The organism is Pseudomonas sp. GOM6 (assembly GCF_029537485.1).
Lineage (GTDB): Bacteria > Pseudomonadota > Gammaproteobacteria > Pseudomonadales > Pseudomonadaceae > Aquipseudomonas.
Map to the genome: position 1 here is coordinate 154,040 of NZ_JARPUS010000007.1, position 12,581 is coordinate 166,620.

At 64.5% G+C, this 12,581-nt stretch carries 14 protein-coding genes; 3 read left to right on the forward strand and 11 right to left on the reverse strand.

The window, feature by feature from the left end; all coding sequences use genetic code 11:
- Position 1 precedes the first annotated feature (1 nt).
- Positions 2-1,105: an efflux RND transporter periplasmic adaptor subunit gene (locus P7A97_RS10610; protein ID WP_277689909.1), complete on the reverse strand. Its 1,104-nt coding sequence runs from the start codon at positions 1,103-1,105 to the stop codon at positions 2-4.
- A 93-nt stretch (positions 1,106-1,198) separates the two neighbouring features.
- Here P7A97_RS10610 and P7A97_RS10615 point away from each other — a divergent pair, with 93 nt between their 5' ends.
- A complete protein-coding gene (locus P7A97_RS10615; RefSeq protein WP_277689910.1) occupies positions 1,199-1,837 on the forward strand; it encodes a TetR/AcrR family transcriptional regulator in 639 nt (212 codons plus the stop codon).
- On the opposite strand, the gene P7A97_RS10620 is transcribed toward P7A97_RS10615, so the two are convergent.
- Complete coding sequence (locus P7A97_RS10620; protein WP_277689911.1) at positions 1,828-2,613, reverse strand: class I SAM-dependent methyltransferase; 786 nt, start codon at positions 2,611-2,613, stop codon at positions 1,828-1,830. The genes P7A97_RS10615 and P7A97_RS10620 overlap by 10 nt on opposite strands.
- 106 nt (positions 2,614-2,719) lie before the next feature.
- Here P7A97_RS10620 and P7A97_RS10625 point away from each other — a divergent pair, with 106 nt between their 5' ends.
- The gene (locus P7A97_RS10625) at positions 2,720-3,487 is read left to right on the forward strand and encodes a hypothetical protein (RefSeq protein ID WP_277689912.1); all 768 of its coding nucleotides are present in this window, start codon (positions 2,720-2,722) and stop codon (positions 3,485-3,487) included.
- A gap of 72 nt (positions 3,488-3,559) precedes the next feature.
- Here the strand turns inward: P7A97_RS10625 and P7A97_RS10630 are convergent, their stop codons facing one another.
- From P7A97_RS10630 to ppc, 6 genes are all read right to left on the reverse strand, one after another.
- On the reverse strand, positions 3,560-4,384 hold the full coding sequence (locus P7A97_RS10630) for an isocitrate lyase/phosphoenolpyruvate mutase family protein (RefSeq protein ID WP_277689913.1): 825 nt from the start codon (positions 4,382-4,384) through the stop codon (positions 3,560-3,562).
- Positions 4,385-4,449: 65 nt separating this feature from the next.
- Positions 4,450-5,304, reverse strand: a complete 855-nt coding sequence (locus P7A97_RS10635) for a DUF72 domain-containing protein (protein WP_277689914.1) — start codon at positions 5,302-5,304, stop codon at positions 4,450-4,452.
- Positions 5,304-5,648 carry a hypothetical protein gene (locus tag P7A97_RS10640; RefSeq protein ID WP_277689915.1) on the reverse strand — a complete coding sequence of 115 codons (345 nt, stop codon included), beginning with the start codon at positions 5,646-5,648 and terminating at the stop codon, positions 5,304-5,306. The genes P7A97_RS10635 and P7A97_RS10640 overlap by 1 nt, the downstream gene beginning before the upstream one ends.
- Positions 5,649-5,741: 93 nt before the next feature.
- Positions 5,742-6,422 carry a tRNA (adenosine(37)-N6)-threonylcarbamoyltransferase complex dimerization subunit type 1 TsaB gene (gene tsaB, locus P7A97_RS10645; RefSeq protein WP_277689916.1) on the reverse strand — a complete coding sequence of 227 codons (681 nt, stop codon included), beginning with the start codon at positions 6,420-6,422 and terminating at the stop codon, positions 5,742-5,744.
- A 173-nt stretch (positions 6,423-6,595) separates the two neighbouring features.
- Positions 6,596-7,243, reverse strand: coding sequence for an adenylate kinase (gene adk / locus P7A97_RS10650; protein ID WP_076579664.1), 648 nt, complete (start codon positions 7,241-7,243; stop codon positions 6,596-6,598).
- A 163-nt stretch (positions 7,244-7,406) separates the two neighbouring features.
- Entirely contained in the window at positions 7,407-10,043 is a 2,637-nt protein-coding gene (gene ppc / locus P7A97_RS10655; protein ID WP_277690001.1) for a phosphoenolpyruvate carboxylase, read from the reverse strand.
- A gap of 194 nt (positions 10,044-10,237) precedes the next feature.
- Between ppc and P7A97_RS10660 the strand changes: the two genes are divergently transcribed.
- On the forward strand, positions 10,238-10,582 hold the full coding sequence (locus P7A97_RS10660) for a pilin assembly protein (protein WP_277689917.1): 345 nt from the start codon (positions 10,238-10,240) through the stop codon (positions 10,580-10,582).
- A gap of 9 nt (positions 10,583-10,591) precedes the next feature.
- Here the strand turns inward: P7A97_RS10660 and P7A97_RS10665 are convergent, their stop codons facing one another.
- Genes P7A97_RS10665 through P7A97_RS10675 form a run of 3 tightly spaced genes read right to left on the reverse strand, consistent with a single transcriptional unit; the run spans position 10,592 to position 12,552 of the window.
- On the reverse strand, positions 10,592-10,915 hold the full coding sequence (locus P7A97_RS10665; RefSeq protein ID WP_277689918.1) for a hypothetical protein: 324 nt from the start codon (positions 10,913-10,915) through the stop codon (positions 10,592-10,594).
- Between the two features lie 12 nt (positions 10,916-10,927).
- Positions 10,928-11,806: an alpha/beta hydrolase gene (locus P7A97_RS10670; protein WP_277689919.1), complete on the reverse strand. Its 879-nt coding sequence runs from the start codon at positions 11,804-11,806 to the stop codon at positions 10,928-10,930.
- Positions 11,806-12,552 (reverse strand): TIGR00266 family protein, encoded by a 747-nt coding sequence (locus P7A97_RS10675; RefSeq protein ID WP_277689920.1) that lies wholly within the window; start codon positions 12,550-12,552, stop codon positions 11,806-11,808. The genes P7A97_RS10670 and P7A97_RS10675 overlap by 1 nt, the downstream gene beginning before the upstream one ends.
- Between the last annotated feature and the right edge of the window lie 29 nt (positions 12,553-12,581).

Here is a 12,581-nt window from a genome sequence, read left to right on the forward strand (position 1 = left end):
CTTACTCCTTGCCCGCCAGCGCAACCATGCGGTTGTCGCGATCCACCGGGCGCACCTTTTGCCCGTCGAGCAGCACCTGCACGCCGGCAGCAACCACCCAGTCGCTTTCCTTCAGGCCCTCGAGGATCGACACCCGCTCCTGACCGTAGGCACCGACGCGTACCGGCGTGCGCACCACCGTAGAAGTCTTGGGATCGATGACCCAGACGTAAGGACTGCCCTTCTCCGCAGTCAGCGCCGACATCGGCACCGACAGCGGCACCTCGCCCTGGGAGCGAATCGACACACGAGCGCTCTGCCCGACATCGGCCTTGACCTTGGCATCGCTGAAGGTCACCCGTGCGGCGAAGGTACGCGACTGCGCATCGGCGGCCTGGGACAGTTCGCGAATAGTGCCGGGGTATTGTTTATCCGGTTGCGACCACAGCTCGATGCTGACCTCCTGGCCAATGCGGAATCGTTCCAGCGCCTGCTCCGGCAGGTTGATCAGCACCTCGCGCTCGCCATCGGCGGCCAGGGTGAACACGGTCTGCCCCGCCGCAACAACCTGGCCCACTTCGCCCAGGCGCCGTGCAATCAGACCGTCCTGCGAGGCCCGCAATACGGCATAGCCGGCCTGATTGTTGGCCACATCGAACTCGGCACGAATCTGCCGTACCCGCGCTTCGCCGGCGCGGTACTGGTTTTCCACGTTATCGAACTGCGACTGGCTGATCAGCTCGCGCTCACGCAGCGCCTTGTAGCGATCGCGCTCGGCGCGCACCAGCTTGAGGTTGGCCTCGGCGGCATGTACCTGGGCGCGCGCGGCCTCCAGTTGCAGCTTCACGTCTTCGGCATCCAGCTCGGCCAGAGGCTGATCCTTGCGTACCCGATCACCGGCATCCACCAAGCGCTTACTGATCTTGCCGCCGATACGGAAAGCCAGCTCCGGCTCGTAGCGGGCCCGTACTTCACCGGGGTAGGTGTCCACTGCATCAGCCGCCGGCTGCGGCTGCACCACCATGGCCGGGCGCGGCGGCGCCTCGACGGTTTCACCATTGCCGCACGCGGCGAGCAGGGAGATCAGGGATAACGACGCAGCAAGGGACAAGGCACGGCGGGACATGACGGATGACCTTTCGCAAAAGGAGCTTGGAATACTTATACTGCCCGGTATAGTAAAAATAGCAAACTCATCGGTCCAGTATTAAAGGTGCGAATGTCCGACAAACTGTTACAGCCAACCAGTGGCCCCGGACGGCCCAAGGACCCCGCCAAACGCCTGGCCATTCTCGAAGCAGCCAAGCGTTTGTTCATGCAGAAGGGGTACGAAGGCAGCAGCATGGACGCCATCGCCGCCGAAGCCGGCGTCTCCAAGCTCACGGTGTACAGCCACTTCACCGACAAGGAGACCCTGTTCGCCTGCGCGGTGGAGTCCAAGTGCGAGGAGCAGCTACCGCCGTTGTATTTCGAACTGAAGGCGGAGGCCAGCATCGAAACGGCACTACTGGCCATCGGGCGCGGCTTCAATGGACTGGTCAACAGCGAAGAATCCCTGGCCATGCATCGCCTGATGGTTGCCCAGGGAACACAGAACCCACAGCTGGCCCGCCTGTTCTACAACGCCGGGCCGCAGCGCGTGATACAGGCCATGCAGCATCTGCTGGAACAGGCCAATGCACGGGGCCTGCTGAAGATTGGAAGCCCGGCAAGCGCCGCCGAGCACTTCTTTTGCCTGATCAAGGGCGGTGGCAACTTCCGCCTGCTGATGGGCATTAGCGAGCCCCTGGATGCCACCGCCGCAGAGGCCCATGTTCGGGAAGTCGTCGAGCTGTTCGTGCGCGCTTATCAGCCCTGAGGTTTCAGCGCCTTCTTCGGATAGATGTCGTAGCGGCTGGACTTGCCCTCCAACGCATAGCTCGGCTTGGCGCCTTCGATGATCGGCGCCTTGCGCGGGCGCTTGACCACCACCCGGTGGGTCGCCAAGGCCAGCGCTGCCTGAAGCAGGGCCGGAGCATCCATGTCATCGCCCACCAGCGGGCGGAACAGGCGCATTTCCTTCTTCACCAGCGCACTCTTGTCGCGGTGCGGGAACATCGGATCCAGGTAGATCACCTGAGGCGCCTCGCCCTGCCACTGCTGCATCAGCTCGATGGCATTGCCGGTCAGCAGACGCATCTGCGCAGTGATCGGGCCGACCTCACTGTCGCGCGCGGCACGGGCAAGCCCGTCTTCCAGCAACGCGGCGATGATTGGCTGACGCTCGATCAGAGTCATCTCGCAGCCCAGCGTCGCCAGCACGAAAGCGTCACGACCCAGCCCCGCCGTGGCGTCCAGCACCTGAGGGCGAACCCCGGACTGCACGCCGACCGCCTTGGCGATCATCTGCCCGCTGCCGCCGCCGTAGAGCCGACGGTGCGCCACCGCACCCTCGACGAAATCCACCCGCACCGGCCCCGGTGCCTGCGGCCCCAGTTCGGCGAGCTGTAGCCCCTCGTCACCCAATTGCAAGGCGAACTCAGCCTCCCCCTGCAATGGCAGGCCCAGGCGCACGGCCCAGGCGGCGGCCGCGTCAGCGCAGCCGGGCTGCAGGGCCTCGACACGAATTCTGGTTATAGGCCGCTCATCACTCATCAGAAAATATGCTCAAAAAACGCTCAATCGAAACGGCACATGGCCGATAGCAGGGTGATGCCTATTCTGCCAGACGTGGCCCGTGCCGGCCGCACCGAGTTCCAGCATGATCGACGCCCTCTCCGCCCCCCGCCCCACGACCCTGGACCAGCAACTTGACGCTGGGTTGCGCGACTCCCTCGACTACCAGATTCTGCGCCGCACGCTGATGCCCAAGGGCGAGGTGCCACCTTCCGAGCAGGCCGCCGGCAAGATCGAAGAGGCCAGCCAACCGGCGCCGACCGCCGCCACGGTGGTCGATAGCGGCGCCCAGCTCGCCAGCTTCCAGCAGGTTTTGCAACAGCGCGAACTGCAGCTGAACGTCACCGCCAATCCTCCGCCGCAGAAGACCGACCCACTGGTGCTGGACCTGGCCGGCAATGGCTTCACGACGCGCGGCCTGAATGATGCAGTGCGCTTCGACCTTGACGCCGACGGCCGCAGCGACCAGATCAGCGCCCCCAGCGGCGACGATGCCCTGCTGGCGCTGGACCGCAACGGCAATGGCCGCATCGACGACGGCCGCGAGCTGTTCGGCGACCAGAACGGTGCCGCCAATGGTTTCGCCGAGCTGGCCAAGTACGATGACAACCGCGATGGCCGCATTGATGCTGCAGATGCCGTATTCGAACGCCTACGCCTGCTGCGCTTCGACGCCGAGGGCCGCCAGCAGACCCAAAGCCTGAGCCAGGCCGGCGTCGCCGCCATCGAACTGCAGGCCAGCGACGTCAAGCTGGCTCTAGGCGCCTACGATGAGATCGCCCAGCTCGGCCGCTTCGAGTTCACCGACGGTCGCAACGGCCAGGCCGCCGACCTGCTGCTGGCACGGCGTTAGCAGCACATACGCAACAGCACCCCAGTCCAGCGAATGTTGATCAGCAGCCCCAAGGTCCGCTATTGCATCCGCTCAACGGAGCAGCTCGTTGATCTCGTCAAAGGGCATCGCCTCACCCATGGCGATCAGGCTGCCACGTGCCAGCTCTCCGGCGGCGATGAAGAACTCGCCGTAGGCAACCCGCGCCAGGTTGGAGCCGACGCTGACCCTTTTCACCCCCAGCTCGATCAGCTCGGCCATGGACAGGTGCAGGCTCGGCGAGCCGACCAGCACATTGACCGGCCTGGGCGCTACGGCGCTGACCACTGCACGAATCTGCTCACGCGTGGTCAGGCCCGGTGCATAGAGCACATCGGCCCCCGCTTCGGCATAAGCCACCAGTCGACGGATGGTATCGTCAAGGTCCGCACGGCCGTTCAGGAAGTTCTCGGCACGGGCGGTCAGGGTGAAGGGAACGTCCAGCGCCCGAACAGCCCCGGCCGCAGCACGAATGCGCGCAACGGCCAGGTCGAGCGGGTAGATCGGGGCCGCGGCGCGCCCACTGGCATCTTCGATGGAGCCGCCGACCAGGCCTATCTCGGCAGCGAGGCGAATGGTTTCAGCACAGGCCTCGGGGCTGTCGCCGTAGCCATTTTCCAGATCAGCAGTCACCGGTAGCGGCGTCGCCGCGACGATGGCACGGGCGTTGGCCAGCGCCTCATCACGGCTGACCGCGCCTTCGGCATCGCACCGCCCCAGGGCAAACGCCAGGCCCGCACTGGTCGTGGCCAGCGCCTGGAAGCCCAGGTGAGCGAGCATCTTGGCCGAGCCTGCATCCCAGGGGTTGGGCAGAATCAGCAGACCCTCACCCTGGTGCAACCGCTGGAAGGCCTCACCACGCTCTCGTTGCGCACTCATATCGATGCTCCTTGCCCGGATGGATAAAGCAACCCTAGCCGCATTCATGCGATTGAGCCTTGCTTTCAGAGCAGACCGAGCTGTTCGACCTCAGGCTCAACCTGCGCCAGCGCCGGCAAGCCAGGTAGGCGCAGCATCAGCGCATGGTGAAAACGCTGCGCCTGAGCGGCGGCCAGGTGGTTGTCCGGCGTGTGCAGGAACACGTAGGGGCATAGCCCCTGCTCGATCCAGGCGGCCACCTTGTCCAGCCAGGGTTCGAGGAAGGCCTGGTTGGCATCCAAATCCGGCCCGCCGATGAAGCGCAGCTGCGGGCTGGCGCTGAAAGCGGTCGGCCGCACCGGCAAACGCGGCTTCTTGGCCTGGGCATGCAGCACCGCCGCATCACGCGAAGTGCAGGCAAACAGCGCCCGTGAGTCCAGGCAGATGCGCTCCACCGCGCGCGCCTGCAGCTCGCGGTTGAGCAGGCGTTCCTCTTCGTCCTTGGCGAAGAAGGCCGGGTGGCGCAGCTCCACGGCGACAGTGCGCCCAGAGAGTTCGTCCAGCCAGGTCAACAGCTCAACCAAACGATCCGGCCCGAAACTGGCCGGCAGCTGCAGCCACAGCGGCGCGACGCGTTCGCCCAACGGCGCCAGCAGTTGGAGGAAGTCGACAGTGGCATCCAGGTGATCACGCAAATCGCCACCGTGGCTGATGTCACGTGGCAGCTTGGCGCAAAAGCGGAAATGCATCGGCATCTGCTCGGCCCAGCGCTGCACGGTCTGCAGCGACGGACGGGCATAGAAGGTGGTATTACCCTCGACCGCGTTGAAGGTGGCGGCGTAGTGCGCCAAGGTTTGCCCTGGGCGCAGGTCGGCCGGGTAGAAGGAGCCGCGCCAGGCAGGCTCGTTCCAGGACGGGCAGCCGAGGAAATACGGCAGCATCAGGCGTAGAGATCGAGCCCGAGAATTTCGCTGGCGTCGCGATCGGAGGTATAGCTGGCAGTGTTGCCATAGGCAGCCAGGGCCTGATTGGCGCGGGCGCTGAGGTTGCGCGGCTGTTCGTAGGCATCCTGGTTGCGGGCCGGCAGATTTTCACTGGAGGAGGTGCCAGCCTGAACCCGGCGAGGTTGGGCGATCTGCTCAAATCCCTGGCTGGCCGATGCGGAGCTGGGTTGCTCGCGACGCTCCTCAACCTCGCGCTGGCTTTCACGCAAAGGCGTGACCGCACTGCCCGGTCGTGGGCTGCGATCCAGCGGATAGGAAAAGTTAAGACCGTCGATGCGCATCGCTTACTGCTCGGAACACGTGGGTGGCAATGTAGCGGCGGTGAATGCAAATGGCAATTTTACCCCCCCGGGCAACAGACCAAAGGTGTCGGCTCAAACCGGGTGCTTCGGTGTGGCGACGTTGTCACGCAGATAGACGGGCTGCGCCTGATCGGCAGGCACCGCCTCGCCACGCTGCCAGGCAAATCCGGCAAGGGCGAGCAGATCCTCGGCATGCGGCAGCATGGCACCGTCGCAGGCAATGGGTTTCAGGGCAATACGAGAGCCGTAAGCACCCCAGCCTGTTCCAGCGGCAAACCAGTCGCCCTCGGCATTGCGCGGCAACAGCGCCTGTTCCGGCGGCAACACCGCCTCGACGCCTTGCAGGCGCATCTCGCCCTGCTCGGCGGCATAACAGCCCCAGTAGACCTCATCCATGCGCGCGTCGATGGCGGCTGCGACCTGCTGTGCACCGTGTTCACGCAAGGCGCGCTGGGCCAGCACGGCCAGATTGGACACCGGCAACACCGGCTTATCCAGGGCGAAAGCCAGCCCCTGCACCACGCCGATGGCGATACGCACGCCGGTAAACGCGCCAGGACCTCGGCCAAAGGCAATGGCATCCACCGCCGACAGCGCTACACCGGCTTCATCCAGAACCCGCTGCACCATCGGCAGCAGCAACTGGGCATGCAGACGCGGCGCCACCTCGTAGTGACTGAGCACCCGGCCTTCGTGCAACAGGGCAACGGAGCAGGCTTCGGTGGCGGTATCCAGGGCCAGCAGAGTGGTCATCGGCGTATCCGGTCAGAAAAAGGCGGGCATTATAAACGCCAACGACCCGCAATAGCGGGCCGTTGAAGATCTGACTGATCGAGCGAGCTAGCACAAGGCTAGGCGGGAAACGATCGACGGGAGTAACAGCCTGAGGCTGGCCCGAAGGCCGTTTCCCAACGACGCATGGCCGATCAGCTGAGGGCAGCGAGTACCTTGGCGGTGATTTCGTCTACCGAACCAACACCGGCGATGGCGCTGTACTTCGGCGTGCCTTCGGCAGCGGACAACTTCTGGTAGAAGTCCACCAGCGGTTTGGTCTGCGAATGGTAGACCGACAGGCGATGACGCACGGTTTCTTCGGTGTCGTCCTTGCGCTGCACCAGGTCTTCGCCGGTCACATCGTCCTTACCTTCGACTTTCGGCGGGTTGTAGACCACGTGGTAGACGCGGCCACTGGCCTCGTGCACACGACGGCCAGCGATACGCTGAACGATCTCTTCGTCGTCAACGGCGATTTCGACCACGTTGTCGATGGTCACGCCCGCTTCCTTCATGGCCTCGGCCTGGGGAATGGTGCGCGGGAAACCGTCGAACAGGAAACCGTTGGCGCAATCCGGCTGGGCGATGCGCTCCTTGACCAGATTGATGATCAGGTCGTCGGAGACCAGACCACCGGCATCCATCACGCTCTTGGCCTGCAGGCCCAGCTCGGTGCCCGCCTTGACGGCAGCGCGCAGCATGTCACCGGTGGAGATCTGCGGAATACCGAATTTCTTGGTGATGAAACCAGCCTGGGTACCTTTGCCGGCACCGGGCGCCCCCAGCAGAATCACGCGCATCGGAGTACTCCTCGAAAAATGACAGAAAGACGTCGGACTCGCCTCGTGGGGCCAATCTCGTTGAAATCAGGGCTTCGGCGCTATCGAGCAGCCAAAAGGGTGATCACGATACACAGCACCCCGGTACGGCACAAGCCACCGAAAGTCGGAGATCCGGGGCCCTTCAACCGGTATTGCGCAGGCCCGCCGCGATGCCAGCAACACTGACCAGCAGCGCCTGTTCCAGAGGGCTGTCCACCTCATCCACCCGCTGCCTGGAACGGGCCAGAAGCTCGGCCTGGAGCAGGTGTAGCGGGTCCAGATAGATGTTGCGCACGGTGATCGCTTCGCGCGTCTCCGGGCTGTGGGTGAGCAGCTCGGACTGAGCAGTCAGCCTCAGCACCAACATGCGGCACTGCGACAATAGGTCGCGCAAATCCGCACCTAATGGTCGCAGTTGTGCGTCGACAAGGCGCTCATCATACAGCTCGGCGATGCCCAACTCGACCTTGGCCAGCACCATCTCCAGCATATCGATACGAGTGCGGAAGAACGGCCAGGCCTCGCGCATTTCCTCCAGCAGTGCCGTTTCACCACGTTGAATCGCGTTGCCAAGTGCGCGCTCCCAGCCCAGCCAAGCCGGCAGCATCAGACGAGTCTGGGTCCAGGCGAAGATCCAGGGGATGGCGCGCAAGCTCTCCACACCGCCGGCGCGGCGCTTGGCCGGCCGACTGCCCAACGGCAAGCGCCCCAACTCCTGCTCTGGCGTGGCCTGGCGGAAATACTCGACGAACTGCGGATGCTCGCGCACCACGCCGCGATAGGCCGCCACGCCCTCCTCGGCCAGACGATCCATGACCGCACGCCAGCTGGGCTTGGGCACAGGCGGCGGTTGCAAGGTGGCCTCCAGCACCGCGGCCAGGTAAAGGTTGAGATTCTGCTCGGCCAGGCGTGGCAGACCGAACTTGAAGCGGATCATCTCGCCCTGCTCGGTGATGCGGAACCGCCCGGCTACCGAGCCGGGTGCCTGCGACAGGATGGCCGCATGAGCCGGACCACCGCCACGCCCGACCGTGCCGCCGCGACCATGGAACAGCAACAGCTCGACATTGTGCTGGCGACATACCTCGACCAGGGCTTCCTGCGCTCGATACTGGGCCCAGGCGGCGGCCGTGGTGCCGGCATCCTTGGCCGAGTCGGAGTAACCGATCATGACTTCCTGCGGGCCGTGCAGGCGCGCACGGTAGCCATGCAGACCAAGCAGCCGGTCAATGGCCGGGCCGGCATGATTGAGGTCGTCCAGCGTCTCGAAAAGCGGTGCAACCCGCATCGGCCGTTGCACACCAGCTTCCTTCAATAGCAGTTGCACCGCCAGCACATCGGAGGGCGCGCCGGCCATGGAAATCACATAGGTGCCCAGCGAAGCGGCTGGCGCAGCGGCGATCACCTTGCAGGTGGCCAGCACCTCGGCGGTCTCGGCCGACAGGCGATGCTGGGGGGGCAGTAACGGACGACGACTGTCCAACTCGCGCAGGAGAAACTCCACGCGTCGCTCTTCATCCCACTCGGCGTAGTTGCCCAGCCCGAGAAAGTCGGTGATCTCGCCCAGTGCTGCGGCATGCCGAGCGGCATCCTGACGGATGTCCAGACGACCGAGGAACAGGCCAAAACAGGCGGCACGACGCAGGCAGTCGAGCAGCGCTCCTTCGGCAATCACGCCCATGCCGCAGGCGTGCAGCGAGTGGTAACACAGCTCCAGTGGATCAAGCAGCTCGCGGTTGTCATGCAGCACAGCTTCGTCGGCCGCAATATCGTCCTGTAATGCCGCCTGGGCCCAGGCACGCGTGGCGCGCAGGCGTTCGCGCAACTGCTTGAGCAGTGCTCGATAGGGCTCGGGATGGACGCCAACCACCAGGCGCAGCTCATCGCTGGCCTGGTGCATGGACAGCTCGGCAGCCAGCTGATCGACATCGCGCAGGTACAGGTCCGCGGCCATCCAGCGCGCCAGCAGCAGTACCTCGCGCGTCACACTGGCAGTGACATTGGGATTGCCGTCGCGGTCGCCCCCCATCCATGAAGCAAAGCGCACCGGCGCCGCCTCTAGTGGCAGGCGCAGGCCGCAGGCCTCTTGCAGGGCCCGGTCGGCCTTGCGCAAAAAACTCGGCACGGCGTGCCACAGCGAATGCTCGATCACCGCGAAGCCCCACTTGGCTTCATCTACCGGGGTGGGCCGGCTGCGGCGGATTTCCTCGGTGTGCCAAGCCTCGGCGATCAGACGGCGCAGACCGAGTTGCACCTCATCACGCTCGGCGGGCGACAGATCCGTGTGATCGAGCTCGCCCAGGCGGGCAGCAATGGCATCGTACTTCTGGATCAGGGTGCGCCGCGCCACTTCGGTGGGATGGGCGGTGAGCACCAGTTCGATATCCAGCCGGGCAATCTGTCGGGCCAGTTGTTCCGGCTTGTGCCCGTCGGCGACCAGGCGTTGCAGCAACTCGGCCAGCACCCGGTCGTCGAAGGGTTGCGCCTCGCCCGGGCGGCGCCGACGAATACGGTGGTACTGCTCGGCGATATTGGCCAGGTTGAGGAACTGGTTGAAGGCCCGCGCCACCGGCAGAAGCTCGTCATCGTCCAGGCTGGCAAGGGTTTCGCGCAGTTGCTGTTCTCCGGCCGAGGAGCCCTGGCGCCCTGCCTTGGCCCCCTGTCGGATCAGCTCGATCTTGTCGAGAAAGGCCTCACCAAGCTGACTGCGAATACAGTCGCCCAGCAACTCGCCGAGCAGGTGAACGTCTTCGCGCAGGCGCGCATCGATTTCCGCCATGACCCTTTTCTCCGGCACCGGATTGAACTCCAGCTTGCACAGGGCGTCCTGTTCTTTCAAGCAAGCGACAAATCTGCCCTAGCTTGCGCACGGCGGTCTAGGCTCTAGAGGACGAGGCTACAAGCCCCGTGGGCCGGGATGCAGACCTACCCGGCAGGATTGCCGCCCACCACGAATGGGCAACCGAGGTGACTATGAAGATCAGGGAACTCGTGCGCCATTGGGAACAGAACGCCAAGGGTCGCCTGACCCGCAGCCAATTCCACATCCACCTCGACCTGGAGTCCGCGGCACGCCTGGCGGCCCTGGCCGAGATGTACCCCAAGCGCAGCACGGAAGAGCTGCTTGGTGAACTCATCGGCGCCGCGCTGGAGGAACTGGAAGCCAGCCTGCCCTATGTGAAGGGCAGCAAAGTGGTGGCTACCGACGAGCAAGGCGACCCGTTGTTCGAGGATATTGGCCCTACGCCACGCTTTCTGGCCCTGTCACGACGCTACCTGCAGGACATGCTGTCGCAGCAAGACAGCGCCAAGCACTGAGTGTGGGTGTTACTGCGCCTGCGGGGTTTCCTGCCCCATGCAGCGCACTGCCTGCTTCTTGCTGTCCACCAGCACGCCGGTCAGGCCCTTTTGCTGGGTATCGAACAGCACCAGCACGCCATCAATGCACTGCGCCACCTGGTTGGCCGGCTTCAGAGAGACTTTGTAGTCCTCACCGGGAATGGTCTTGAGCATGGTGAAGTCCGCCAGCAACAGGGCGTCCTCCTCCTTGGCGAAATGCACGTAACCGTAGTACCAGAGCACCGCCACGGTGCCAACGATGCTGGCGATGCCGGTGAGGATCAGGGGAATGGCGTTGCGTTCTTCACTCATGGCGTTCATCACTTACTGGGGTGAGTTGGGATCGGGAACCTCGACCAGGCGCCGCAGGCCGACGAAACTGCGTGGATCTTCGAGGTAACGCAGCATCACCTCGCGCCAGGTCGGGTCGGCAAAGGTCTGCACATGGCCACCGCGGGTCGGCTGAAAAGCCCGCGGCGGGGGCGCAGCCTGATACAGGCGTACGCCATTGGCAAGGGGTACGACCTCATCATCCAGGCTGTGGTAGATCAGCATCGGCACGCCAGTCACTTGCGGCATGGCGCGGATGGCGCTGTCGCCATCCGGCACCAGCCAGGACAGGGGAATCTGCAGCGGCCAGGTCAGCCAGGCATTGCCCAGCGCATAGCGGCCGACTTCGCGATAGCTGGCCGGTACGCCGTCGAGCACCAGCGCGTGGAGCTTGGCCCGGCTGTCGGCATGCCCGGCCAGGTAATGCACCGCCAGCGCGCCCCCCAGGCTCTGGCCCAGTAGCACCAACGGCTTGCCCTGGGTTTCCGGCGCCTTATTCAGCCAGGCAAAAGCGGCGTCGATATCCTCATACAGCTCGGGCAACAGCGGCTCGCCTTCGGACAGGCCATAGCCACGGTAGTCGAGTAGCAGAACCTGGTAACCCTGCTCCGGCAGCCAGTAACTGCCGCCCAAGTGCCAGGCCAGATTGCCGCCGTTGCCGTGCAGATGTAGCACGGTGCCCTTGACCTCGACGCCCTCCTTCGCCGGCAGCCACCAGGCATGCAGACGCGTGCCGTCAGCGGCCTGCAACCAAATATCACGGTATTCCAACCCGGCTTTTTCAGGCGTGATCGGTAACCCCTTGACCGGGTAGAACAACCAGGTGCTGCAGCCCTGAAGTAGCAAAAACAGCACCAGCAGTGCAGCGCGCATCACTTGCCTCCGGCGCGGACTTCCTCGCGCGCCTTGAAGGTGGCCTCGTAGACGCGCTCCGCCAGTCGCGAGAACGGCAGACTCTGAACCCACACAGTCCCAGTGCCCTTGAGGGTGGCCAGGAGGATGCCCTCGCCACCGAACAGCATGCTCTTCAACCCTCCAGCCAGGCCGATGTCGTAATCGATGCCGCTGGTGAACGCCACCAGGCAGCCGGTGTCCAGGCGCAGGGTCTCGTTGTTCAACTCCTTGCGGATCACCGTGCCGCCGGCGTGCACGAAAGCCAAACCATCGCCTTCCAGCTTCTGCAGGATGAATCCTTCGCCACCGAAGAAGCCGGCGCCCAGGCGCTTGCTGAAGCTGATACCAACCGAAGTGCCATGGGCGGCACAGAGAAAGGCATCTTTCTGGCAGATCAGCCGGCCACCGACCTGACCCAGATCGATGGGCACCACGGTGCCCGGGTAAGGCGCGGCGAAGCCAACCCGCTGGCGATCCTGGCCGGCATTGCTGAAGTGGGTCATAAACAGTGACTCCCCCGTGAGCAGGCGCTTGCCGGCCCCCCACAGCTTGCCCAGCATGCCAGTGCTAGCACCATCACCCATGCGCGTCTCGAAGCGGATACCCTCGGTCATGTAGTTCATCACGCCCGCCTCGGCGATCACCGTCTCGCCAGGATCGAGAATGATCTCCACGGCCTGCGCCGAAGCGCCAAGGATTTCGTAGTCGAGTTGATGGCTGGGCATGCGTGGGGGCTCCTTGATCGGTAGTCCGG

Excerpts from the sequence above, each read along its gene's own strand:
- P7A97_RS10610 (WP_277689909.1), bottom strand. The coding sequence starts at position 1,105 with ATGTCCCGCCGTGCCTTGTCCCTTGCTGCGTCGTTATCCCTGATCTCC.
- P7A97_RS10615 (WP_277689910.1), top strand. The coding sequence starts at position 1,199 with ATGTCCGACAAACTGTTACAGCCAACCAGTGGCCCCGGACGGCCCAAG.
- P7A97_RS10620 (WP_277689911.1), bottom strand. The coding sequence starts at position 2,613 with ATGAGTGATGAGCGGCCTATAACCAGAATTCGTGTCGAGGCCCTGCAG.
- P7A97_RS10625 (WP_277689912.1), top strand. The coding sequence starts at position 2,720 with ATGATCGACGCCCTCTCCGCCCCCCGCCCCACGACCCTGGACCAGCAA.
- P7A97_RS10630 (WP_277689913.1), bottom strand. The coding sequence starts at position 4,384 with ATGAGTGCGCAACGAGAGCGTGGTGAGGCCTTCCAGCGGTTGCACCAG.
- P7A97_RS10635 (WP_277689914.1), bottom strand. The coding sequence starts at position 5,304 with ATGCTGCCGTATTTCCTCGGCTGCCCGTCCTGGAACGAGCCTGCCTGG.
- P7A97_RS10640 (WP_277689915.1), bottom strand. The coding sequence starts at position 5,648 with ATGCGCATCGACGGTCTTAACTTTTCCTATCCGCTGGATCGCAGCCCA.
- tsaB (WP_277689916.1), bottom strand. The coding sequence starts at position 6,422 with ATGACCACTCTGCTGGCCCTGGATACCGCCACCGAAGCCTGCTCCGTT.
- adk (WP_076579664.1), bottom strand. The coding sequence starts at position 7,243 with ATGCGCGTGATTCTGCTGGGGGCGCCCGGTGCCGGCAAAGGTACCCAG.
- ppc (WP_277690001.1), bottom strand. The coding sequence starts at position 10,043 with ATGGCGGAAATCGATGCGCGCCTGCGCGAAGACGTTCACCTGCTCGGC.
- P7A97_RS10660 (WP_277689917.1), top strand. The coding sequence starts at position 10,238 with ATGAAGATCAGGGAACTCGTGCGCCATTGGGAACAGAACGCCAAGGGT.
- P7A97_RS10665 (WP_277689918.1), bottom strand. The coding sequence starts at position 10,915 with ATGAGTGAAGAACGCAACGCCATTCCCCTGATCCTCACCGGCATCGCC.
- P7A97_RS10670 (WP_277689919.1), bottom strand. The coding sequence starts at position 11,806 with ATGCGCGCTGCACTGCTGGTGCTGTTTTTGCTACTTCAGGGCTGCAGC.
- P7A97_RS10675 (WP_277689920.1), bottom strand. The coding sequence starts at position 12,552 with ATGCCCAGCCATCAACTCGACTACGAAATCCTTGGCGCTTCGGCGCAG.